Origin of the sequence: Paraflavisolibacter caeni (assembly GCF_025628885.1) — a bacterium.
Classification (GTDB): domain Bacteria; phylum Bacteroidota; class Bacteroidia; order Chitinophagales; family Chitinophagaceae; genus Flavisolibacter; species Flavisolibacter caeni.
Genome location: NZ_JAOTIF010000039.1, coordinates 1 through 26,075, shown reverse-complemented (window position 1 = coordinate 26,075; position 26,075 = coordinate 1). Strand labels below are relative to the sequence as shown.

The window sequence follows — 26,075 nt, the reverse complement described above, 5'->3', positions numbered from 1 at the left end:
TTTCACGCACTATCCTGGGAGTATCATGGGAGTATGGTGGGAGTATGGTGGGAATATCCTGGGGGAATGAGGTATGATTGGAATGAGGAACGAAGAATGGGGTTAGGAAGTGAGGGGTTATTGGAAATGTGTTTGTCCGGTGCTAACATACATTTTGGGTTGGGTTGACCTATTTTTTACGGGTAGCCATGGGCGTCAGTAGGTGCCAACAGGTGCAAATGGGTGCAATCGCGACCAAAGTGGGTATTGTCATGAAAAAAATTGAAATCTTCCCCTATCATTGTCTCGAGGATGGCAATCAATATCAATCATCGTTGTTGCTCCTGCAAGGCCTCCTCCGGGGTTAACAACTTTTAAAATCCTATACATATCTCAGCCTGAAGGGATTGGATTACCTGGCTACGGTGCGGCGGTTGGGATTGATCGCCTTTCGCATTTGCATGATCTTTTCGGCCCTGCTTTTTGGCGGGGCCTTTTTTATGTATATTATCTGCTACAAAGGGCTATCGGAGTTGCTGAAGGTTGGTTCATTATTATAAGTCGTTGGCATGGTGCCATGACGACCATTAACTGTAACGAACGCATCTTTACCCCCTGTAAAAAGAATAACCAATAACAAGAAATAAATTCTCATATCATATTAATTTATTTATTTGACAGCTGAAAATCATCTTTAGCTAGCTCTCTCTTCTCCACCAAGGCTTTGAACCACAACCTGGCAAAAGCGGTGAGCCCAAAATCGGAAAAATGTACACCATCATGCCGGTGAATGGCATGAATGAGCAGATCTGTATCTGGTCCCAACAACACTCCCTTTTGCTCATTTATAAATTCCATTTGTGCCGTTCTTATTACACGATCCACTCCCAATGGTTTGGCAATGGCACCTGGATGATAAGAAGCAATTGACACGTACATTTCAGCATCCTGATGATGAGTATGAAGACTATTTAAAATCGTATCAAGTGTCTTCTTGTATGTTTCCTTTGCTGTATTTAAAAGATTATCAGTTTCGCCCTGGTGCCAGAACACATGAGTGAGTTTTATATGTTGGCTATCTAATAGCCTTAGTGTTTCTTGTAATTTTATTGAGCAGTCACCACTTGCCCATCGGCTGATAGCAGAACCACCAACAGCAATCGGAATAAGGATGACTTTGTTGTAAAGACCGCTATCAATTACCATATCAGCAACGCGAGTCCATACACTTACGCCTGTACCTGTTGTCCCAATCAATGGATCTTTCGCAGCATACAATTTCCCTCCATAATAATTGAATACAGAACCATTGTGCAACGTATACTCACTTTTCCCATAATTACCGGCATTTGACTGACCAAATACCAACGCGATCATTGTATGTCTATCCTTTGTAAGATTGGAAAGGCTGACTTGTCGTACTGTATCGGCATCGGTGGGAGTTATATATATCTGCCCATTTGCATTCGACAATATTAATGTACACAATAAGAAAAATAGCAATCGATTCATATGGCCTCCTTGTTGATCATGAAAAATTAGTTGCTGCTTCGAACGGACCCTTTATCAAGAATATTTGTCCCCCATGTTTTATTTGGTTGCGGACCGAGATTTATCTTGATTGAACCTCCATTTGCAAACGCACTAAAAGGAAATTCAAAATTGTTCAATGGCTTTCCGTTCAACATAACGGATTGTATATATGTGTTATCCTTTTCTGCAGGCGATGTGGTTTGTATTACAAATGTCTTTTTACCCGGGAGGTGAAAAGTGATCTTATCAAATATGGGAGAAGTGATTTCTAGTGTAGGATTCACATCGGCCAGGCCTTGTACATCAAACAGGCCAACCGCCATTAACACACTTAATCCACCCATTTGTCCCTGGTCTTCGTCACCTCTATACCCTACCGTTGTCGTTGTATCACCAAAGGTGGCTTCCTTTACCTGCCGTACCCAGTACTGGGTTTTCCATGGTTCACCAGCATGACTGAATAAATGTGCCAGGTGGCAACCGGGTTGATTATCATAATCAACACGTGCCGCCCAATGTTCTCCGTGTTCGGCAGCAAAGCCGGATGGAATGGCACTTTTAAAACTTTCTTCCAATTTTTCCACAAATGCCGATTGACCTCCCATAGCTTGAATCAGGCCCTTCACATCCTGGGGAACATAATAACTATAAATAGCTGAATTGGATTCAATAAAGCCCGGGGTTGCGTGCCCGCCCGAAGTGGATGTACCAACTGGCTCAAAAGGTGTAAGCCAATTACCCAACGTATCTTTTGGTCGCATGTAACCGCTTGAAGCGTCATAGATGTTTTTCCAATAAGCAGACCGCCGCATGAACAGATCATAGTTTTCATTTTTGCCTAAGCTTTTAGCCATGTTAGCAATACACCAATCCTGGTAAGCATATTCCAGCGTCATGGCAGCACCGCCCCGGTGAAATCCATCGCCACGGAACCTGATCTCAAAGGGAACATATTTGTACTTTATGTACCAATCGATACCGCCACCTTTAGGAGAAGGGCCTGATTCATAGCCAGCCCTGTCTCTTATGCCGCCGGGGAAACCGTTCTTATAAGCTCCGGCAAAAGCTTCCTCCTTATTAAATGTGGCACGATGCGTTTGAAGCAATGCGGCCAGTAAGGGAACTGTCTGATCGCCTACCATCACATAACATTCCTGCCCTCCCCAGGATGTCCTAGCCATAGTGCCTGTATTCTTATAGTATGTAAGGAAGGTGGATGCCAAATCATTGCCATACTCAGGATAAACCATCGGCCATAAAATATTCAAATTCCATTGAGACCCCCATAGGCCATCGGCATCCATAAAATGATACGACGGGTTACCCTTTGCCGTAAGTGGTACATACCTTACCACAGGTGTGGCGCCACTGTTGTCTGTATAGGCACCATTTACATCCTCGGAGATTCGGCGACCAATGGCCGTGTGCATCAAATCGGTATAAAACTTTACTTGTTGCCTCCGTGTGCCACCGCTTACTTCTATTCTGCCCAGGTAATCATTCCATGCACTTTTCGCATTTGCAACTGCTGCGTCAAAATTCCAGTTGGGTATTTCTTTGTCGAGGTTCATCCTTGCATTTTCCATGCTTACAAAGGATATCCCAACCTGTAACAATATTTGCTCGCCTTGTTTGAGATTATAATAACTCGCATATACACCGGCTTTGCTGTCATCGGTCATGTCGCCATTAACCAGTTCTTTTACGGATGAATCAGCTGATGATTTCCAGAAGTTTATTTTATCAAAGGGCTTACTGAATCGTGCTACAAAGTATACGGTGCAATTCTTCTTTCTCCTGAACGTAGGCGCCATTACTGAATAGCCTTCTATTTCCCGATCACTTTTCTTACTGGCGTATCCACGCAGCATTTGCACGGGTCCAAGTGCTGCAGTAAGATCCATAATTATATGCGCTTCCCGCGCAGCAGGAAATGTATAGCGATGAAACCCAGCACGCTGAGATGAGGTTAGTTCTGCAGTGATACCATAATCCTGCAGCAATATTTTATGATAGCCGGGTTTTGCTATTTCTCCCTGGTGATTCAATGTTGACTTTGATGCTTCCAAACCCTGCAGTGCTTTGCAGGTACCCACTACAGGCATTACAGGAATTCCGGCTGTTTGTGTATTATGAATATGACTGAAGTTGAGGATATAGCCATCGTTGTAGCGATAACCCGCATTCCACAAGTCACCATGATGCGTATCAGGGCTCAGGGCTACCATACCATAAGGCAAAGAGGCCGCAGCAAAAAAATCAAAGCGCGGTTTAATAGTGCCAACAAGCGGATTTGCCAGATCGGCTTGTTGCTGACAAAATACGGTCGTTGACAGAAACAAAAACAAAGCAAATAAGAGTCTTTTCATGAAGATGTAAAATTACAATACTCCGGTAATTTTTAAGCTCTGAGTCTGCCGAAGTTCAGACACAGGTTATAAAGATGTTTTATTTTTCGATCACTGAGGTCCAAATCCAAGTTGACAAATATTCTATTGGTCATTAGTTGGTTCATGTGAAGCATCTTAATATCTGCCATGGAAAAACTGCTCCTTTTATTCTTAGGTAGCGCTAAATAATAAACGGCTTTAGCCACAGATACGGCAGTCAACGCCACATTGAAATGGGTGTGCAGCTTTTGCTCGCTTCTGGCCTGGCAATGCTCCACTCCCACAATACAAAGGCAGCCCACTTCCAATCCCTTCAAGGCCCTGTCGGCTGTTCCACTCCAGAACTTGCCCAATCCATAGGTGCGTATTGAAGTATTACCGATCTTATAAAAGACAAAAAGCCAAAATTCAAAATAGACCTACAATAGGTTTACTCTGAATTTTGACTTTTTGTAATTACTTCTCACTATTATTTATAGCGCAGAAGCGATCTGTTAATACCCTGGATTTTGCCACAGATAATTAGTATTTCCAACTTGAGCTAACTCATATGGGCGAATAGGGAATAGCAATTCAAAATCCTGCATACCTACATTAGCTCCCCACGTGGATTGCAACTGGCTCATGGTTTGTCCAGTTTCATTTACCAGGAAAGTATTGATAATAGACATAGCTTGAGCTGAACCTTGACGTGCAATATCAAACCAACGCAGAAACTCACCTACAAATTCATGCCTTCTTTCCATGAAAATCGCAGTGCGACATGCAGCCTGACTAGCAGGTGCTGTAGTGGTTAGGCCTGCTCTGGTTCTTACCCATGTCAAAATAGATGCAGGTGACAATGCACCCAAAGTGGCATCGGTAACACCTATAGTAGTTGGTCCACCTGTTTCATTCAAACATTCAGCATACATCAAATACACATCCGTTAAACGCAGGAGGGTTTTGTTGTTAGGATAATCCCCTGCGCTGGTAGGCTTAGCACCCCAATTATATTTTACAAGATATATTGTATTATAATCTTTCGCTCCGCCTACCAAAGTGTATCCTTTTCTGAGTGAAATACCTCTTCTCCTATCTCCAGCCTCAAAAGAGTTCCATAAATCATTACTAAACCTAAAATCGTATCCACCTGTACTTCTGCCATAAACAAGAAGTGCTTGAGAAGAGTCGGTATAAGCATCTTGATAGGGACTATTTTTAGTATTATCTAATGCTGGTGGAATGTAAGTATATGCTATGTTATTACCCTGTCCGTTTCCGGTTGCATGCTGAAGTTGGAAAATATTCTCTTTCTGGTTGTTGAAAGTTTCCAGGAAAGCATCCTTGAAATTTACAAAAGGAGTATACTTATTGGAAGTTATGATATCTTCCAACAAAGGCTTCATGGCTGCATAGTTCTTTTGAAAGAGATACAACCTAGCCAATATACCTTCTGCTGCATATTTGGTAGCCCGTCCCAAATTATTGCTGGACCATGCAGCTGGCAACAGGGTTTTGGCATTGCTAAGGTCAGCCGCAGCAAATGCAAATGTTTCCGCTTGCGTACTTCTTTTTGTTGTTTTAACTTCATCAGTAGTATTTACATGACTATATAAAGGAACACCACCGTATAGCCAACCTAACTGGAAGTAGCTGTAGCCACGTATAAATAGAGCTTCCCCCTTATAGTAGTTCTTCAAGGTAGCATCAATATTAGCACCATCTATTTGATCCAGCACTGTATTAGCTTGGTTGATAGCGCCATAAAAGCCATTCCAATACTGGTCCAAACTAGTAGTAGCCGTATTTACCATGAAGCGATTGTAATCTGCCTGCTCCTGAAAAGTACCCATAATCGGAGATTGGTCATCGCTGTGTTTGTCTAAGTTATGACATGTAAAATCCGCACTATACGTTCCGCGTAAAGATGCATATTCATTCAATACAGCCATGTTGAAGTCGTTCGCCGTAACAAAGGCTGTGGCAGCCACAGAGCCTCCCGGCTGCGCTTTATCCAGGTACTTGTTGCACGAAGTAAGTGCCATACATGAGAACCCAATTATTCCCCCGATAGCTATTTTATATTTATTCAATTTCATTGTTTATCATTTTAAAAATTAGAAAGTAATATCTAGTCCTAATGTGTAACGACGGCTCAATGGATAGTTACCATAGTCAACACCCGGCATGGTAGTAAGGTTACCTGCAACACCTCCACCTTCCCAGTTATTACCTTCAGGAGTTGCTCCCGGATATTTTGTGAATGTATATAGGTTTTCGCCTTGTGCATATGCACGCAATTTGGTAATACCTACTTTTTTCAATAACGGAGAATAGAAATTGTAACCCAGAACAAGGTTCTTAATTCTCAGGAAGCTAGCATCGTACAACCATGCATCAGACCAACCACCACCAGGGAAGTTAACTCCGGCAGGGTAAGGTGTTTCACCATCCCAAGGCATTTCAGCTCTTTTGCCGTTGATGATAGGAATAGGGTTGTGCAGATCATCCTTATAAACAGGTTTCCAAGCACCTAGCCATCTGTTAAACTGATTAATACCGTTGCCACCACCGGCATCCATATGTCTTGATCCCATGAAGAATGTCTTTCCGCCATATTGACCTTGAAACGCAGCAGATAAGTCAAAGGATTTGTAGCTCAGGTTCGTGTTGAAACCATATAGAAAATCAGGGTTATTTGTTCCAGCAAAAGTTAGATCATTTCCATCTATCTTACCATCAGGTTTACCATCCATCCATGCTGATCCGTTTACGTCCTGATACCTGAGGTTTCCAACCATCTGTCCAGTGGCAACAGGCACATTCCATGTACCATCCGCTTTTTTGTCAGCCTCAGTTAACATGCCTGTTTTGTGGAACATGAAGAAACTACCCATCGGCTGTCCTACTTTGGTGATAAAAGTAGTGGCACCAAACTCAATATCTGTTCTGTAATCTACACCATCAGCAAGTTTCAATACCTTATTGCGATTTATTGAAAAGTTGAAAGAGGATGTCCATCTAAGATCCTTAGTTGCTACATTTACAGTTGTTAATTGTAGTTCAATACCCTTGTTCTCTATTGAGCCCACATTTGAAGTCATACTGCCGAATCCTGTCATTCTGGGAACGGGTACACCATACAACATATCGTTGGTGACTCTTCTATAAACATCTGCGTTCAACGTGATTCTGTCATTAAACGCACCAAAGTCAAGACCTATGTTTTGGTCTGTGACAGACTCCCATCTAAGGTCAGAATTACCGTAGTTAGCGGGACCCCAAGTATTTACCAAAGTATTATTTAATATATACTTACCTACGCCAAGCTTTGCTAAATAATCGAAAGAACCAATCGCGTCATTACCAGACATACCCCATGAAGCTCTCAACTTCAATTGAGACAGCCAGTTGATACCTTTCATGAAGTTTTCTTCATTAACCTTCCATCCTGCTGATATTGCAGGGAATGTACCATAACGATAGTTTGTACCAAATTTAGAGGATCCATCTTGTCTTACACTGGCAGAAAACAGGTATCTGTCCATCAGGCTATATTGTAGCCGACCAAAGAAGGAAGCCTTTCTTATTTGATCACTTACTCCGGAAGAACCAGATATACTACTTGAAGCCAAGCCTACATTACCTAGTCCTAACTTATCAATAGCATATGTACCTCCGCTTGCACTAACACTGTATCCAGCCCAATCGTAGATACTTTGTCCCACTACCGCATTGATCTGGTGGATTTTTGCAAAGGTTTTGTTGTAGGTAATCGTATTTTGCCAGTCAAGTCTAGCCGCATTTGACTGACTACTACTACCGCTAGCCTGACCATTAAGCCCTGACACATTTATCCCGGTATAGTTGTCGCTTTGACCATTGCGATACGCATAAGACAACTGCGATCTTACAGAAAGACCCAACATAGGATTGATCTCTACAAAAGCATTACTGATCAAATTAACCTCCTTGTATCTTCTATACCTAGCCTCAAGGAGTGCCAGCGTATTCGTACCTGCGAAATAAGGGTAGTTATATCCAAATTCCTGCGTGTTTGACTTAACGGGTAGAATAGGAGGCGTATTCACAATCGTCATTAGAATAGCGTCTTTACCTGTTGTGCCAGGGTCATTCCTTGTTGAAATGTTTGGCATGATATCCAATCCAGCTTTCATCCATTTTGCAGCATTGAATGTGGCACTAGCCCTGAAGTTTGTTCTAAAATAATCAGTACCTTTTACAATGCCATCCTGCTTAACCAGTCCACCCGACACAACAAAATTTCCTAGTTCGCCACCACCGCTTAAGCTAATATCAGCACTTCTCATGGGCGCATTGCGATAAGCCAGATCTTGCCAGTCGTTATTAGGCAGTGTATCAACTCCCTTCATCCAAGCAATCCATTCAGGATATAAAACTGAAGTGCCCGTGCGGGATGCGTATTGCGATGGATCCACTGTATTAGCAGGATTAGCATTCAGCCATTCCGTATTACGGCGAAAAATTTGGTATGTCAAATACTCATCGCGAGTCATCACCGGCTCTTTTTTATCCAACTTTTGGAAACCGGTGTAGGATCTTACTTCCATTTTAGGTTTTCCTGTTGAAGCGCCTTTCTTCAAAGTAATAATGACTACACCGTTAGAACCACGGGCACCATAGATAGCTGAGGATGCAGCGTCCTTCAATACATCTAATGTTGCGATATCGTTGGGGTTCAATCCTTTGATATCATCCATTTGTATTCCATCCACTACGTATAGCGGAGTTACACCGGCACTAATAGAGGTAGTACCGCGGACTTTGATGCTGATACCATCTTCGCCTGGCAAGCCAGAACGTTGCATTACCTGCACACCAGCCAATTGTCCTGCCATACCTTCTGAGGTACTGACGATAGCACGATCTGTAAGGTTTTTTGCACTAATGGAAGAAATAGAACCAAGAGCATTTTTCCTTTTCACCTGACCGAACCCGATTACAACTACATCGGAAAGAGTTTCCACCGCTTTCGTCATCTTTATACCCATAGACTTTTGACCATTATAGGTTTCTGTTCGCGATTGAAACCCGGTAATGCTAAACTCCAATACATCATGGAGTTTAGGAGTGATGGTGAATGCTCCCAGATTGTCAGTTTGTGTTCCGATACCTTTACCTTTAATTGTTACCGAAACGTTTTCCAATGGTTGGCCTTTGTCGTCAATTACTTTTCCGCTAACCTGTGCATGAGACACACCCATGAAACAGAAGAATGCGACAAACGAAAGCAATAGTTTCATTCGCACTGGAACAAGACGAGTGTTTTGTAGATTTGTTGATTTCATGATTTGAGGATAATTTCTTATTTAAGTTTGATAGTTGTGTTTGTTCTGCTTTATTGTTTAAAAACAAGAACTTGACAGAGATATTTCTATCCTGAAAAAAGTAGGGGTGGCTTCATATTTCCGTTTAATTTGTTTGTATTTTTTGAACTGTCCTCAATTTATAGGGGAACGTATAGAGGAACGTATAGGGGATCGCAAGTTTCATACGGCATTAATTGTAAATGAGATTAATCGTTCTGAATGCTGTTATTCATATTCCCACTATCACCTATCTGAAACATTCTCAGACATATTACTCCAGAGAGAATTGACTGCATTTCAATGGAGGGGCAAAGTACTTAAATGCAACAACCGAAATCTGTCATTTTACGTTTTTTAATTGTCAGTTTGCGAACCTTAGTATAAACAGATGAAATAGGGATAAAGGAAAGGGCATTGCCAGGCCAGAAGCGAAGCGAAGTTGAACAATCATTTTAACCTGGCGCTAACGGCTGTTTCTGTGGCTAAGGCTGCTTATTACTTATCTGAGCCCAAGAAGCAAAGGTGGAGTTTTTCCATGGCGGATATAAAAATGAGGCACATGAATGAACTACTCACCAACAGAATTTTTTCCAACTTAGAGCTTGACCCGAGTTGTGAAAAATATAAATGCATCTATGAAGATAGTCTGAACTTCGGCAGACTCAGAGCCTAAAACTTACCGAAGTATTGTTTTTAAGCAAAATGACGAATGAACAATTTACACATAAAAAAAATGCACGAATAGCAGTAAGCATTTTCTTTTTTCTTTCTGGATTTACTTTTTCTACATGGGCATCCCGTATTCCGGACTTACAGAAAAAGTTTCAACTAAATGATGCAGAGTTGGGCAGTTTACTTGTATTGTTGCCATTGGGTTTAATGCTAACGATGCCGGTAGCCGGCTACTTACTAAATATTTACAATAGTAAGAATATAATGCTCATAGGCTCTTTGTTATATTCTTTACTTTTAGGTTTGCTTGGTTTGGCAACTAAAGTATGGGAGTTGGGGATTATTCTTTTCTTCTTTGGTTCTTTCCGTAATTTATTTAATATATCTGTAAATATACAGGCAGTTGGTGTACAGGGTTTATTTGATAAATCAATCATGACTTCTTTTCATGGCGTATGGAGCGTAGCAGGGTTTGCCGGAGCCGCAATTGCTTCATTAATAATTTCGGGAGATGTATCTGTAACCACTCATTTTTTAATAATTGGTATAATTACCTTTATCATTATTACTATCATATCTCGATATGTTTTGCAAAATGACAACCACCCACACCAAAGAAACACTGCTTTCATTCTTCCAGATAAACCTCTCATAAAACTGGCCATTATTGCTTTCTGCAGTATGGTTTGCGAAGGAACAATAGGTGAATGGGGCAGTATTTATTTCGAAAAACAGGTGAATACCTCTAAAGGATTTACAACTCTTGGATACATATGCTATCTCTGTGCAATGACTGTGGGACGTTTCGCAGGTGATTGGGCAGTGAATAACTGGGGCGTGAAAAGGATATTACAATTAAGTGGAACAATGGTCTTGACCGGTGTGGGACTAGCAATTTTATTCCCGAATATTACCACTGCTGCCTTGGGCTTTTTTTAATAGGTGCCGGTGTTTCTTGTATAATGCCCCTGGTTTTTAGTACGGTGCCTAAAACCTCTACTTTAAGTACGGGCCCTGCTATTACTTCAGTTTCTACTATTGGCTATCTTGGTTTTTTAACAGGACCGCCATTAATAGGATTTATTTCACAAGCCACTAATTTTAGAATTTCCTTCTTGCTTCTTATTGCTGCAGGAATTGGTATTATGATCGTATCCTCGCTAAAAACAAGTAGGGGCTAGAAAGCCCCCACGTTTCGTTTTCTGAGCAAAAAAAATTTGCTACATAATACACTATTGTAGTGGATCGAAAGGTACAAGTGAAGACGCCGCCTAACTAATATTATTTTGACTATTATAGATGTTATTTTTGCTACGTATTGCCTTAACCGTTAAATCTGACGGACAACTAAAACTACTTTCCCAACCTCAATTTAAAATTTCGTTGGTGATGATTCGTGTTTCATTTTCATTGCCAGCTATTGTTATATAAATTTTTTTGTTTTTCACTTCTATGAAAACATCTGCAGGTTTATCCAGAGCAAAAATGGTTTTACTGTTTTTTTGCAATGATGAAAACCCAGTGGCAGCCAGCTTTTCAATATTGTTTTTCGCATCAATTTTTATAGCTGCCAGGCCTGTATTGGCTTTAAAAACAGAATCCATGGCCAGTGAATAGGACCGTTCCCTGAAAACATCGCCATTTTTTAATTCCCACGCAGGGATAATAGGCAAATTGGCGTACTCATCAAGACCTACGCCATCGAAGGGTATGTCAGCATATGTTTTTAAAATATTGGTAAGGTTGGCTACAGCCTGGGGACTGTGGTTACTCCAGTAATTGTAGTAATGCTGGGTTAGCACATAAACTGTGTAGCCTTTCATGGCAGCGTTTAGATCAATTGAAACGGCTACGCTATTTGTTGTTTCTGTTTTTTGTACCTGTGACGTAATATCCTTTAAACTGCCTGGTATATAAAAGCCATCACCCGATTTTTAATCCTTTAGCATGTGCATACTTAACTACATTATCAAAAATGGGGTGCATAGTTTTTGAATCATAGAAAGGGGAAATGATAGGGGAAAACTTGTATTTCAAATTTATAAAAGCAAAAAATTATTGAAGACAGCATTGGGCAGTTTTGATATTTCATTAATTACAATATCTTCATTCTCAAATTAATCCCCCCATGAAAAGAATTCTTCTTCTAAGCGTTGTTATGCTTTCTGTTGTAGCATACTTCGGTTGCAAAAAAAGTGATGTTGCAGCTCAAAACGACAACAGCAACTTAGGAACTTATAAAGGTATTTTTGTAGGTTCCAGTGGTACTATTACCATCACCCTTAACAGCGACAAAACAGTTACTGCGGTTATCAAAGTAGATGGTCAAATTTACAACTTCACTTGTACACAGACTATCCAGATCAACAAAGCAACAACCCTGAACTTTACTTGCGGTACCGACAAGTCTTTCACTTTTTCAATAGATGCAAATGGTGGCAACCCACAAATTACAAATCTTGTATTTGCCGGACACCCCAATGCGCTCATGAACATCTCTAAAGAGCTATCCACAAGACCTGTAAAATGCTATGAAGGTACTTACACAGGTACTTCAGTTGCCACTGGCACATTTAACCTTATTATCTATGGCGACAAAGTTTTAGGTATCGGGAAAACCGGCAATGACGTACCTTATGCTGTTGCAGGTACTATATCCAATAATCAAATCACTGCCACAGGCGTACTGAATCATGCTACATTTACAGGTACAGTCAACGGCGACAATGTTTCTGGCACATGGAGCTACCTCACATTTAGCGGTACATGGACAGGTGTAAAGAAACAATAATCAATTAATATACCCCTCTATTAAGCCTCAGTGGCTCAAACAGCAGGTGATCACTATAAAAAAGCTACGGATGCATATCCGTAGCTTTTTTCTTTTAATGATTTGGCTGCAGAAGATAATGAATGGCAAATGGTGAAAAAAGAGTAGGGACTAGAAAGCCCCCACGTTTTTTGAAAACTAAATCACCTATGATGAAAAATATTTACGTTTTTTATTATGTTGATTATAGTTTCATGTAGTTATCATTTTGTTTTTTAATTTGGATGGTTACTGTTTCCCCTGTTTTGATGTTTACCTTCTGCCAATTGATAAAACTGTTTAAGGGCAATGGTTTTTTGGCTTCGGCAGCGGTTTCGGATAATATCGAAACGATTGCATCATAGGGTGTAGGATTCGTAATCCTGAGCTTGAGACCGGATTGATTTCGTTCTATTATTTTAGCCTCCACATGGTCCATTACTAAAAACGTTTCATCATCCGTGTGTAGATAAATACCGGGATTCATGGTCGCAGACAATGCCGCTAATATTTCCCAAGCGGTATTGGAATCTTCATTGTTCACACTACCCTGGTCATTACCTTCCCAATCAGAAATCTGCACTCGCTCTGTCACAAAACCACTTTGCTTTCGCAATGGACTATGCGGTGCCCCCACATACTGGATCACATTGTGTGTCTGGTCTTTATATAATGCAGCGATCTTTTCATCGCCGGTGGCACGATACAGTTTTAATAACATATCGCCTGGTAATATATAATAACCGGGCGCACTGTGGTTATTTTGAGAACTGGCAAAAAGACTTCCTGCTGCATGAGTGCCTGCCTTTTGCATGGCACTTCCTTTTGGAAATTGATAATCGTAAGAAACCATAAAGGTGGACAGGTAATGCGCAAGAAACTTTGCCTTTTCAATCCATTCCGGTTTTTGGGTCACATCGAAAAGCACCATACATGCTTCCAGCATATTGGCTAAAGTTTCGCTATCGGGAGCTTGTAATATTTCGGCAGGACCACCACCGGAATATCCTTTTAAAAGAAAGTTGTTGTAATAATAATTCGTAGCCGTTTCTGCAATCTCCAAGTATTTCTGATCATTGAAATAAACAGATGCCAACGCCAAACCTGCACCAGCATAGGCGCCTGCGGTAGAACCGTTTATATTCATCTCCAGATTATCCACATTGATAAACTGTCCGAATTGTCCATATTTGTCCCAAACTTTTAGTAATGCATCGGCGCATTTTCTTAAGCCTCCCTCCCATTGGGGATTAATTAGATCCTGGTGATTTTGTTTCTTTAATAAGTCCAATGATTTTATTCCAAAATATAGCACTTCCATACTCCGCCGAATCATGGCAATGTTGGTCAAGGTTTCCATTTGTCCATGTGGGTCGCCATAAATCTTTCCATTGTGGTTGGCAGCGTAAAACAGTCCTGTTGGCGCTTGTGATTTAAACAACATATTATCAAACGATTTCACCACACGGTTCAGTCGTTCTGGTGTAGCGGCTACCAGTTGCGGAAAAGAAAAGATGGGTAAACCACTCCAACCAACCTGGTAAGAATAAGGACTTTTGTCGCCAGGACGGTGGCAGTAATAAGCGGTGGTGTCGTTTTCAAACCACTTATTTTTATTGTGCATTTCGACAATCAAACGAGCAGCTTCGCTGTAGGGTGTGGAATTTGAAAAACTGTTTTGCCCGCTCAATGCTTTCCGCACTGTAAAAACTTTCTGGTAGAATTCCGGAATATCCTTTGCCTCAAAATTGTATACGTTAAACCGGAGTGTTATTTCATCACCAGCTTTCCAATCAGCGGCCTGATCACCTGATGGGGCCCTGCCGCACATCACGTATTTTTCATTCCTTACCCCCGGCGCATTCACTACAAAGCAGATCTTTTTGTTCCCTGTATTTTCAGCAGCCTCTTCTTCTATGAGCATACCATTATTGCCAAACCGGGTATTTTGTTCCGTGAGCAACAAGAAGCCCCGATGGTCCTTGAGATCAAAAAATCCCATCATCGGGGTGGCTAGATTACCCGTATTCATTTCCACTTTTGCATTAGATCCATCCTGATTCAGATGTAAAATATTGGTAGTGGTAATGGGCATATCCAAAGGCCGGTCTTTCGCATCCCGTATATAAGGGGGATATTGAAGTGGCAAAATTTTGAACCGATTGCCACCATATAGCATAGCAGGGGCAAATACATAATTGTTGATGGTCCATGAATTAAAATCAAAAGCTAAAGCTACCCCGGTTGATTTCACAGAACCACTGAGTAATTTGAATTTAACCAGACAGTTTACTTCATCTTTATTCAGACTTGATTGGGTGACCTTTGTTTCCGCTTGCCATTTACAATTATTCATTTCCAAAACCTTGCTGTCAAAGCAAGTTATTTGGGCAGGAACATTATTTTCATAACGGCAAACCAGCAAACGCATTTTTCCGTCCAGGTTTTGCAAAAAATCATTGATACCTGAAGGTGTCCTCTCATTTTTGGATGACAACCATCTACCCATTTGCTTCCCTTCAACAGGCTGCGAAAAAACATGCGTATTGATGGTTAGAACTGCCATCAAAAAGAACAGATACCGTTTTACTTTCATGGAGGATTTTTTAAAGGCAGGGAAAAACAAGGAAGTGGATTTTCACTTCCTTGTTTTTTGAATCAATTGAACTTTATTGGAATGGGTCGAACGAACCACCCCATGTAGTGGATTGTTGCAGTTTAGGGTTACGAGACAAAATGCTATATGGCAAGCCAAACAAATATTGTTTATCCTTTATAGCTATTGGCGCTTTATCTCCATTGACTACCTTACAGGCAAATTTGGTATAGACCGAAGGTTGATATATATCGTCTAAATTTCCAGGCAAAGATTGGCCTGATTTTAAAATAATAGCGAATCCATGCCGCTTGCCTAATGTTCTTAAATAATCAAAAGCCTTCCAACGACGCAGGTCGTCCCAACGTTTGTTTTCGAATGCGAATTCTACGAATCTTTCATCACGAATGGCCTGGCGTAAATCGGTTGTATTGATCCCATAATTTCCTGAACCCTGATCAATACCTGCCCGTTGCCGGATCGGTTTTACATAACTGAGTACTTCTGCGGAATTTCTACCAGATTCAAAAGCAGCTTCAGCAAGGTTTAACAACACTTCAGCATAGCGTATTTCGGGCCAGTCCGTAGCTGAATGGTTGGCATCAGGTGCTGTTTTATCAATTGCTTTAGCCCGGTAGGTACAATTGGGCGAGAGATCAGTAAGCCCAGACCACGACTGATTCAGATCATTCTTATATTTCCAGCTGCTTTTATCGTGGCAATTATTGTTTGCATCTATTTCGCCAAATTGTAAGAATGACCAATTATATACATTCTGTTTTTGCCATTTTGCACTCCACATAACCGGTGCTCCATTAAACAATACTGTAGCATAAAACCGGTCATCACGGTTGATAAAATATTTTTCATAATCAGCAGCAGTGGCAGGATTGAATGCCGATCCATCTTTCATTGGGAAGGCTTTTATCAATTCCCAAGAAGGGCAATCCGATTCCCAATCATCTGCCGAAGCAAACAATGGAACAAAACCCGGTGCCGGATAATATGAATCAGGATAGTTAAACCGCCTCACCATGATTACTTCCTTATTCAATTCATCATCCCAGATTTTACCAAATACCGGATACAAGCCTTTACCCTTTGAGTCTAAGAAGTTCTTTGCTGCCAAATTAGCTTCGTAGGCTTTTTGCCAGGTGGCAATGCCGTTCAATCCATTAAACAATGGGCTGGCATAGAACAATAATACCCGTCCTTTAAAAGCCATAGCTGCGCCTTTGTCTATACGACCCAGGTCTCTACCGCTCCAACTTTCGGGCAATAAAGCAATGGCATCATCCAAGTCTTTCAGCATTTGCGTTACACATTCTGAAGTTTTATTGCGAGGCTGCTGAATCGCCGTTAAATCTCCAACGGGTTGGGGCGTCAGAATCAAAGGCATTCCACCCACATCTTTAACTAATGAATGATAAGCCCATGCCCTGAAAAACAAGGCCTGTCCTTTTATATGTTTTTTACTGGCTTCATCAAAAGTTGCTCCGTCGACTTTTGACAAAATCTGATTGATGCTGCGTATGCTTCCATAAGTTTTCACAGCCCATCCTTCGGTAACATCAGCCCTGTCGTAGTTTTCAAGCCAGTCGTAAGTAGCTGTACCTAACAAATACCTGGAAGTTTCCATATCGGTAGGGCATGCTTCATCAGTGCCTGTATAAGTACCATATTGAACAAGGTCGGAATTCGCATTCCATCCACCCCAAAACCAGTTGTTCAAACCTTTGGCGCAACCACCGGGGTTGCCTGTGCCATAAGCCATGCCTGGCATCAAATTGTAATACACGGTGTCTAAGAAAGCTGTTGCGGCTGAAGGATTGGCCCAAATTTTAGATTCATCCAAAGCATTCAATGGCTCTTTGTCTAATATTTTATGACAACTGCTGCAAAACATCAGCAATGCAATTGCATATATCGATGTGATTGAGAAAATATTTTTCATTTATAAATCATTTACTGATCAACAAGAAGGTTAAAATTGGAAATTAATACCTGTATTCACTGTCCGCATTACAGGATAGCTTGAGCCGGAAAACGTTTCAGGGTCGTAGTTTTTGAAACCACGAATGATGAACAAATTGGTAGCGTTTACAAATATGCCAGCAGATTTAAAACCTGCTTTTCCATTTAAAATACTGCCTAAATCGTAGGACAATTGCAAATTTTTCAATCTAACAAATGTGCCGTTATAGATGTTGTAAGTTGAGGGAACTTTGTATCCATTTTCTCTTGCATCGCCGGAACGGAAAATTTTTGGAGCTTTACCATCCGGGTTTTCAGGAGTCCATGCGTCTTCGTAATAAGTTGGTGCCACCAGGCCAGAGAAACTGCGTCCCCAAGGATCGTTGTAAAGAATTTTGTAACCTGCCAATCCACTCCAAAGCATGTCCAATGAAATGCCTTTATATTTAAAATTGAAATTCAGACCAAAAGAAATGGGCGCATTGTTTGATGCAAATAAAGCGTTTGCATTATAACTGGCGGCGGTGTTTCCCATGTTGCCATATTTAGACAATACTACTTTGTCGTAATTATCAATTTTTCCATCAGGCTTTCCATTAGCACCTGATACATCTTCAAAGTTCATCATTCCCAACTCGGGCGCAGCGCCGAATATGGTATAACCGGCAGGCAAATCCTTCAGATCGTTTTGCGTTCTTAAAATACCTGTGGCGTGGTAACCGACTAATGCATTCAATGGCTTGCCATTGGGGTTTTCAGCTTCCAGACTATTGGCAGGAGCATCAATTTGAACCACCTCTGTAGTAGCCAATCCTACATTGGCTGAAACATTCATTTCAAATCCTTTAAACAGTTGTGCCCTCAGATAACTCAATTCGACTTCCAAACCTTTAGCATTCATTTTGCCATAATTCTCAGGAGGGAAGTTTGCTCCAAATTCAATGGGCAGTGTCAAGATGCGTTTGCCCAGAATATCATAGGTTTTCTTTGACCAAAATTCAGCAGTGAAATTCCAATGCTTCAGGAAGTTGAAGTCAACGCCCACGTTCATTGCTTTTGACGTTTCCCAGGAATAGTTTGGATTAGAGATACCGTTGTAGGCTAAGATGCTTGAATTGACAACAGGATCGCCGATTGCTAAAGTGGTATTGGAAGCATTGTACAATTCTTTCCATAACCAATTAAAAGAAGGATCGCTACCGGTAGTACCGTAAGATAACCTCAGTTTCAGTAAATCCACGAAAGATCTTTTGTCCAGGTTATCAAAAAAAGATTCTTTTGAAATGACCCAGGCTGCTGACGCTGAAGGAAACAGGCCCCATCGTTTTTCTTTAGCGAAATTGCTTGAGCCATCTTCCCGTGCAGAAACAGAAGCTAAATATTTTCCTGCAAAATCATAATTAATCCTTCCAATATAAGATACCCGTGCAGGTAAATTAGCTTCATATCCCGACGCCTTCACATCTGCTGAAGCGGGGCTGGTGAAAGCAAACTGATCGGTAACATAATAAGGGAAGTTTTGCCTGTAAACAGAAGAATAAGTAGAATATCCTTCTGCCTGTTCATAGGCGGTCACAACGTTTAAAGAATGTTGCCCCCATTTTTTATCATAGGTCATCATTCCATTTAGTTGGTAAGAACTTGTTTTGCCGTTGGTATTATCAACATATGGTGTTGTAGGCAGACCACTTTCCACGGTACCTGTTACTTCATTAGTTAACACGCCAGCTTTTGAATTTGGATCAGCTTTAAACTTATACAGGGTATGTTTTTGTGCAAAAGACTTCGTAAACCTGTTATCAAAATTTTTGCTGTACACAAATTTCAGAGCAAGTCCTTTCATAAAAGGCACTTTATACTCTGTCGTTAACAAGGCATCAATTTGCTGGTCATTGTATTTGTTATAGCCACCATTACGCATCACTTCAATAGGATTTCCCCCCAACCAGTTAGGGTTAACAGGTTTCCCGTCTATGTAAGCAGGCGCTGTGCCCCCGCCCAAATAAAATAATTTTTCATAAAAGCCCGACAAATCTTCATCATTAGACAATGCGCTCACAATTGTCCTGCGGTCGCCATTGTTAACATTCAGATTTAACCCTACTGATAAATCCTTATTCAGCCTGGTTACTATATTGCCACGCAAATTATATCTATCATAGTGCAGTTTTGGCAGAAAACCTTTCTCATCATAATAGTTACCGCCTATAAAATAAGTGACGTCATCGCTGCCACCTGAAATATTCAACCCATACTTTTGGGTGAAAGGATTCTGATAAACTTCGTTATAATAAATCTTTCCATCTGGATTATTTTGAGCAATCCATTGTTTGTCAAAATCATTGTATTTTACCTCAGGAGCGTATAAATTATTTACGATATCTGCAGCTTTTAACAAGGGCATGTATTTGAATTGTATTGCAGGCTTACTATAAGCTCCCCACACGGAATTGAATTGCACCTGTGGTTTTCCTTTTTTACCTGTTTTGGTCGTTACCAATAAAACCCCATTCGATGCACGGGATCCATAGACGCTGGTAGAAGCGGCATCTTTTAAAATAGACAGATTATCTATCTGATTGGGATCTAAAGCATCAAATGCTGTTTGATCTCTCACGATGCCATCTATTACAAATAATGGAGGGGAAGCATTCCAGGATGATGCAGAGCGTATCCTTACAGAAGAAGATTTACCAGGAATACCAGTTGCTGTTTGTACAAATACACCAGATGCCCTACCTGATAAGATATTGGACAAATTGGAAGTAGGGATATTAGACATATCACGGGTATTCACAGAAGTTACAGCGGTCGTTAAACTTGCTCTTTTCTGTGTGCCATAGCCTACCACCACTATATCCTGCTGTTGAGCAGCAGCAACAGCCATGGTGATATTCAAACTTGATTTTCCCTTGATGCTCACTTCGGCATTTTCCATACCTATGTAGGAAACGATCAATTTTGATGCATCGTCAGGAACATTGATAACAAATTCACCTTTATCATTGGTTATAGTTCCACTCTTGGAGCCCTTCACCATTACACTTGCACCTGCAAGCGGTTCGCCTTTATCATTAGTGATTTTTCCCTGGATGGTAACGGGTGGAGGTGGAATAGAGATTTGTTCTTTGATCAATACCAATTCCTTTTCCTTGACGACTATAGTTTTAGAAATAATGGAATAAGAAAGAGGCTGTTCTTGCAAACAAATATCCAGTGCCTGTTCCAGGGATGCATCTTTAATGCTTACCGAAACTTTTTTTGCTTTTTGAAGCAAGGCTTCTTTATAAACAAAAGTGTAACCGGTTTGCGTTCTGATTTCCCTGAATATTTTTTCTAAAGGAGCGTTTTCCTCTGAAATACTGACCCTCTGGGCATAACCATTGGCAGCGGCATTCAGACAGACGGCAAGCAATAAAAAGGCAGTGAACTTCATCATTAACAAAGTTTTTCCAATCCCCTTTTTACGAAGAGGATTGCGACAAGCAATCAAATGCATAAATTTGTTTTGATTTAGGGTTAAACAATAAAAGATTACACGAGTCTACCATTGGGTTAACCTGAATTATTTGCCGGGAGTGCTGGAACCACTTCCGGTTTTTTATTAAGGTCAACCACTTATTTTATACCCTGGCATTGTCTTCCAGGAACGACATTAGTCAGTCTGTCTATTGTAACACTTTAATTCTTTTGCCTTCAATTTCAAACCTTGCTCCTCCTGCAACTTCCAATATTTTTAGTGCATCAGACAGTTTAGTATTTCGTGGGATTTCTACATGAAACAGATCACCACCTTTTTCGTTTTGATATACCACTTCTACGTCATACCAACGTGCTAATTGCCTCATCACTGTTTCAATATCAACTTTCTCAAAATTGAACATGCCATTTTTCCATGCTATAACTTCATCAACATCTACATCATTTACTACTTTCACCTGTCCTTCTTTGGAGAGTTTTGCTTGTTGTCCCGGCTTCAGCAGGCTGGTGTTGTTCCCACTCACAAACCGTATAGATCCTTCCAGCAAAGTAGTTTTTACATCAAATTCTTCCTTGTAAGCCATGACATTAAAATGAGTACCCAAAACCTGTACTTCAGCACCATTTACACTGACAATAAAGGGCATGGATTTATTTTTAGCCACTTCAAAATATGCCTCACCGTTGATTTCCACTTTTCTTTCCTTACCCACAAAAGTGGTGGGGAATCGAAGAGAAGAAGCTGAATTTAACCATACCTGGCTTCCATCAGGTAGTTCTACCTGGTATTGACCGCCCCTTGGAGTGGCAATGGTATTGTATAAAACTTCTTTTATCCCTGCATTTGCAACATCATAGGCCAGCTTCCCTCCTAACTTTATTACCTTTGTGTTTCCTTGCTGGGCCAATGCTCCATTCCGGGCATCATCAAGAACAATGGCAGAACCATCTGCCAGGGTTAACACTGCTTTATTACCACCTGGAAGTACATCATTTTTAAACCGTTTGTCTTTTAGCTCTGTTTTGACAACCTCCGGCTTCTGAGCATTTTTTTGGAAAATAATTAAAAAAGCACCCATACCAATCATCATAATAATGGCAGCTGCCGCTGCTACAAATTGCCACCTTCGCCTGTTGATGGATATAACCGGTGCTTCAGTTATTTTTTTTAAAAGTGCTTCGCGTATACGACCGCTTTGTTTATTGCTTATTTGATTTTTTTCATTTGCTGTATTATAAAACTGTTCTTTTAACTGTAATAGCAATAAACGGTTAGAAGAGTCCTTCTCCAAAAAATCCAACACTTCTCCAATTTCAGTTGGCGTACAACTGTTTTCCAAATATCGTTTTAATAAATCCCTATAGTAATGCTCATCTTTGTTCATATAATCATTGTCATTTTCGGAACCCTTATATATATTACCCTAAAAACAAAAGAAAGGGTGGTTCAGGAGGAAACTTTTTTTTCTTTTTTAAGAAATTCGCTTTGAATACAACAACAGGATAGTGGGATGTAGCTTCAATACAACAGGCTAGTGGGAGGTAGCATCAATGGTAGGTTGCTGAATTACTTAAGAAAAAATAATGCTATAATTAATTGAATATCAGCATGCCTGGAAACATAATCTTTAAGAAATTTTACAGCAAGCACCATATGTTCCTTTACAGTATTGCGTGATATATTCAGTTCAGCTGCCACTTCCTCATATTTCTTGCCTTCCTGGCGACAGAGTTTAAAAATCTTTTGTCTTTGTGGTGGTAATTGATGAATAGCAGCTTGTAAAATTTCATGATAGCGCTGCCATTGTAAATTAAGATCAGCATCCTCAATTGTTTCACTGATATGGTAGGCTACCTGGTTGCGTAACTCCTCATCGGCCGCAATCTTTTTTACCAACTTAAATACACTATTTCTACTTATCCGGTATAAATAAGCCTGAAATGATAGATCAGGGTTAATCCGCTCACGAATTTCCCATATTTTAAGGAAGACCTCCTGTAGCACATCTTCGGCAAGTTCAGGAATTTTAATAAAACGAAGGATATACGCATACAGAGCCGAATGATACTTATTATATAATTGAAGGTAAGCATCAGTATCTCCAGCTTTCAAAAGGTGAAGCAATTTTATTTCATCATAGAACTCAGTCTTCATAGTCGGCAAGCAAAGCTGCGTGAAAGTAGTTTTTAATTTTAACTTACTGAAACTCTAATTGTGTTAAACTACTTTTAGGAGTAAAAACAAGTAGGGGCTAGAAAGCCCCTACGGATCTTAATCAACTATAATCTAACATGAGAAACTTTTTAACGGATGGAAATTGCCAATCCGTTGTTAACAAATCATTCAAGAATTAAACTAACTGGCGTATATGCTGGTACATCGACAGAAAACTTTCCTTTTATTACTGGTATTTTTTGCCCCTGCTTTTCGCCTCTTAAATTTACCGGCTGGGCAAATGTGAAGGGAGCTTCAGCGGGGAGTGACACGGTCAATTTCCCGGAAACTCCAGCCTGTTCCCATAGTCTCAATATCGTTCCCCGGCCATCCGGGTTGGCTCCAAATGCAGTTACGGCAACACCTTTCCGAGATAAGCTGATACCAGATTTTGTAGGGGACAATTGTCCCTTAGTTAGTTTTGAAGCTGCCGCCATCAATGGCACCCTGGTTTCCATGGCAGGCGTATACAGGCCAGATTCAGCATTAAACTTATTGAAACTCCATAAGCGGACTTTTGCATTCATTCTTTGTCCATGGCCTATCCAGGCAGGGAAATTGGTGCGCCAGTGATTGTTGTATAGATTCAGATAAAAATATGGCTTGCGGCTGGTAAACGTACTGTCAAACTGGTATTCGCCAGGTTCGCCGATACTTAGCAGAGGCGCATCAGGCGAACAAATTGCCACGCCTGCACCTGTGGTACTATCATATACAGCAGCACCTGTATTGACCCACCACAATTTATGATTGGCATTGGTCACATTCATGTCTTTTGCAGGATCGGCATTGGCTCCTAACCTACCCAATTGAAAGGATGGATTGCTTACTTTAAATGGCAAACACATCCAACCAGCTTCGGGCCAAGAGTCGGGCTGCTTTTGCCAACTGAGCTCTACATCTGCAATGGGTTCAAATCCACTTAAGGTAAGCGACATACTTACCTGTTGCGATTCATTACCTGTTTTTAAGTTTCCTGTCAATATTGCCTTAATATCAATTGCAGATTGTACAATATTTAATTCCATATCCTGAGGCAGGAAGGATTGGTAGGATTCTTCCTTTGGCATATCGTAGGCTACAAAAGCGAACTTATGCGCCTTGTATTGAGGATACAATGAGCGAGTCAACCAATTGTCCAACTGCGCATAGCTAAAGCGCTCATAAAAATACTGGCCAAATCCCTGCGGCGCATTTGCATCCACCAGTTCCCTGCCACTTCTTTTATCAATTAAGCTGACGATTCTTCCTTTTTGCGGATCCAATTGGGCCTTAAAGAAGGGGCTTTCTATGATTCCCTGTTCTTTACTAAAGGAAAATGCCGGTGCTTTAGCAGGTGTTTTCGAGGCAACAAAAGTCCGATAGCCCATGGCCGGAATATCACTTACGTAAAAGCGGCTGAAAGGCTGGCTATCTTCAATCGCATCATATTCATGCGATACAGCAACGGGCTCCCCTCCATCAACCGATTGTAATGAAACAAAATCATTTCCGAAAATGAGGCGGGTATCGAACTGAATTTCCCCGCTCCGGGACCATGGCAATGGATTGTAAACGATAATATGTTTACCGTCTGCTTTTACATTGTCGGCTAATGCAGCTACTGCATCCTTATATGGGTTTGTCACCAGGCGAGCTGCGTTGTCGATATAGGCAGCATGGTCTTTCCATGATGATTCGAGGAGTTGGTATTGTGGAGGCAAGCCTTTTTTCCAACGGGTGGTCCAGTCATTTCCATAAGGCAACTTTACATAGTGCTGGTTAGCCAAACCCCAGGTATGCTCACTGTACAACAAACTATTTTCGTGGGCACTGGCTATTGTTTCTGTCATATCGGGACGATAGATCCCCCATAGCTTTTCCAGCGTATTGAGCGCCTCCATGCCACCAATGGCAGGCCGAATATTCTGAGCAAGCTTGCTGGCCTCAGGCATAGACATTGCACCATGTATCCAGGGATCGCCGATATCGCTGCGCACAACGGGTAAATGGCTTAGATCTTCTTTTTGCACCAGGTTAGCGAAATCATCAAGAGAACCTACGGTTGCCTTTATGCCCCTTTCCTGGTAAAAGGCGATATCTTTTGCCACTGTTCCGGGAGAGGGCGGGCCCTGGTTATCTCCCGTCATACTTATATATACCCAGGTCTTGAAAGGCCAGTTAGCCGGTGGCAAAGGACTGCTGCCATATCCATTATTGTACAAGGTTAAGAGCCTTGAACCATCAGGTCCTTCCCACCAGAAAAAGGGTGGCAATCCAAAGGTCTTATTGACCACCGGGCCTCCCATATGATAAAACTTTACACCTGCGTGAGTCAACAAGGTTGGCATGATCCAGCTTTGCCCAGGCACATCGCTCATTTTAGCGCTAATGGGTAGTGGCTGATGGTACTTACGGGCCAATGTAGCGGAAATATTCAACCCTCTTACCAAATCTTCAGGATCGGAGGTTTCAACGTGCATGCTGAAAGGAAATGCATGCACTTTTAAATTACCACTGGTAATTGCTTCTTCGATTTTCTTTTTACGCACTGGTGGCTGCCCATTCCATAATATCTGTTTCATCGGCCAGCCGGAAACAGTCCACACAAATTGTTTGTCTTTAGGCTGATTTTTATTCTTTTCGATGGCATCAATCACCAGGTCGGCCATAGAAGTGCGGTAATCATGCAATACCTGTTGCACGGTTTCACTATACCCAATATCGAAATGGGTTTTATACACAATTACCACCTGCTGCAAATTAGTTGGCGCTCCTTTTTTATTCGATACATCAGTTGCCAGCGGCCCATTACCGGGCAAAGTGTTTGCCGGGTCATAGTTTTGGGCTGATAAGAATTTGATGCAAAAGAGACTTACGGTTAGACAGCACAATAGTTTCATCATGGCTGTAAATTTCATCCAATCACACTTCACATATCAATGATAAATTGACTATTTCTGATGTTTTTTTTGCCTTATAGCGTTTTAGCATCCGCTTAACGGAGGAATCATGCACAAACGTTTGCGCTCGCTTTTCGGAAAGGATATGCATAATTTTATCGCACAAAAGCGGGTGCTTCAGTCAGCATTTACTGCTGAAAAAAATATGAACA

Annotated in this window: 15 protein-coding genes; 2 read left to right on the top strand and 13 right to left on the bottom strand. The window is 41.1% G+C overall.

Going from position 1 to position 26,075, the window contains the following annotated elements:
* Positions 1–493: 493 nt before the first annotated feature.
* The 6 genes from OCK74_RS26120 to OCK74_RS26095 all read right to left on the bottom strand — a co-directional run bounded on the left by OCK74_RS26120 (position 494) and on the right by OCK74_RS26095 (position 9,214).
* The gene (locus OCK74_RS26120; RefSeq protein ID WP_279300065.1) at positions 494–634 is read right to left on the bottom strand and encodes a hypothetical protein; all 141 of its coding nucleotides are present in this window, start codon (positions 632–634) and stop codon (positions 494–496) included.
* Positions 635–645: 11 nt separating this feature from the next.
* Positions 646–1,491 carry a sialate O-acetylesterase gene (locus tag OCK74_RS26115; RefSeq protein ID WP_279300064.1) on the bottom strand — a complete coding sequence of 282 codons (846 nt, stop codon included), beginning with the start codon at positions 1,489–1,491 and terminating at the stop codon, positions 646–648.
* Between the two features lie 26 nt (positions 1,492–1,517).
* Positions 1,518–3,881 carry a GH92 family glycosyl hydrolase gene (locus OCK74_RS26110; RefSeq protein ID WP_279300063.1) on the bottom strand — a complete coding sequence of 788 codons (2,364 nt, stop codon included), beginning with the start codon at positions 3,879–3,881 and terminating at the stop codon, positions 1,518–1,520.
* A 32-nt stretch (positions 3,882–3,913) separates the two neighbouring features.
* A complete protein-coding gene (locus OCK74_RS26105; RefSeq protein ID WP_279300062.1) occupies positions 3,914–4,255 on the bottom strand; it encodes a hypothetical protein in 342 nt (113 codons plus the stop codon).
* 141 nt (positions 4,256–4,396) lie between these two features.
* Positions 4,397–5,983 carry a RagB/SusD family nutrient uptake outer membrane protein gene (locus OCK74_RS26100; protein ID WP_279300061.1) on the bottom strand — a complete coding sequence of 529 codons (1,587 nt, stop codon included), beginning with the start codon at positions 5,981–5,983 and terminating at the stop codon, positions 4,397–4,399.
* Positions 5,984–6,001: 18 nt separating this feature from the next.
* The gene (locus tag OCK74_RS26095) at positions 6,002–9,214 is read right to left on the bottom strand and encodes a SusC/RagA family TonB-linked outer membrane protein (RefSeq protein WP_279300060.1); all 3,213 of its coding nucleotides are present in this window, start codon (positions 9,212–9,214) and stop codon (positions 6,002–6,004) included.
* A gap of 723 nt (positions 9,215–9,937) precedes the next feature.
* Between OCK74_RS26095 and OCK74_RS26090 the strand changes: the two genes are divergently transcribed.
* Positions 9,938–10,846 (top strand): MFS transporter, encoded by a 909-nt coding sequence (locus OCK74_RS26090; protein WP_279300059.1) that lies wholly within the window; start codon positions 9,938–9,940, stop codon positions 10,844–10,846.
* 428 nt (positions 10,847–11,274) lie between these two features.
* On the opposite strand, the gene OCK74_RS26085 is transcribed toward OCK74_RS26090, so the two are convergent.
* Positions 11,275–11,730: a hypothetical protein gene (locus tag OCK74_RS26085; RefSeq protein ID WP_279300058.1), complete on the bottom strand. Its 456-nt coding sequence runs from the start codon at positions 11,728–11,730 to the stop codon at positions 11,275–11,277.
* A gap of 305 nt (positions 11,731–12,035) precedes the next feature.
* Between OCK74_RS26085 and OCK74_RS26080 the strand changes: the two genes are divergently transcribed.
* Complete coding sequence (locus OCK74_RS26080; protein WP_279300057.1) at positions 12,036–12,698, top strand: hypothetical protein; 663 nt, start codon at positions 12,036–12,038, stop codon at positions 12,696–12,698.
* 223 nt (positions 12,699–12,921) lie between these two features.
* On the opposite strand, the gene OCK74_RS26075 is transcribed toward OCK74_RS26080, so the two are convergent.
* From OCK74_RS26075 to OCK74_RS26050, 6 genes are all read right to left on the bottom strand, one after another.
* Positions 12,922–15,312 carry a hypothetical protein gene (locus OCK74_RS26075; RefSeq protein WP_279300056.1) on the bottom strand — a complete coding sequence of 797 codons (2,391 nt, stop codon included), beginning with the start codon at positions 15,310–15,312 and terminating at the stop codon, positions 12,922–12,924.
* A 73-nt stretch (positions 15,313–15,385) separates the two neighbouring features.
* The gene (locus tag OCK74_RS26070; protein WP_279300055.1) at positions 15,386–17,266 is read right to left on the bottom strand and encodes a RagB/SusD family nutrient uptake outer membrane protein; all 1,881 of its coding nucleotides are present in this window, start codon (positions 17,264–17,266) and stop codon (positions 15,386–15,388) included.
* Between the two features lie 30 nt (positions 17,267–17,296).
* Positions 17,297–20,725 carry a TonB-dependent receptor gene (locus tag OCK74_RS26065; RefSeq protein WP_279300054.1) on the bottom strand — a complete coding sequence of 1,143 codons (3,429 nt, stop codon included), beginning with the start codon at positions 20,723–20,725 and terminating at the stop codon, positions 17,297–17,299.
* Positions 20,726–20,954: 229 nt separating this feature from the next.
* Entirely contained in the window at positions 20,955–22,151 is a 1,197-nt protein-coding gene (locus OCK74_RS26060; RefSeq protein WP_279300053.1) for a FecR family protein, read from the bottom strand.
* Between the two features lie 182 nt (positions 22,152–22,333).
* Positions 22,334–22,921 carry an RNA polymerase sigma factor gene (locus OCK74_RS26055; RefSeq protein WP_279300052.1) on the bottom strand — a complete coding sequence of 196 codons (588 nt, stop codon included), beginning with the start codon at positions 22,919–22,921 and terminating at the stop codon, positions 22,334–22,336.
* A gap of 185 nt (positions 22,922–23,106) precedes the next feature.
* Entirely contained in the window at positions 23,107–25,866 is a 2,760-nt protein-coding gene (locus OCK74_RS26050; RefSeq protein ID WP_279300051.1) for a glycoside hydrolase family 38 N-terminal domain-containing protein, read from the bottom strand.
* Positions 25,867–26,075: the final 209 nt, after the last annotated feature.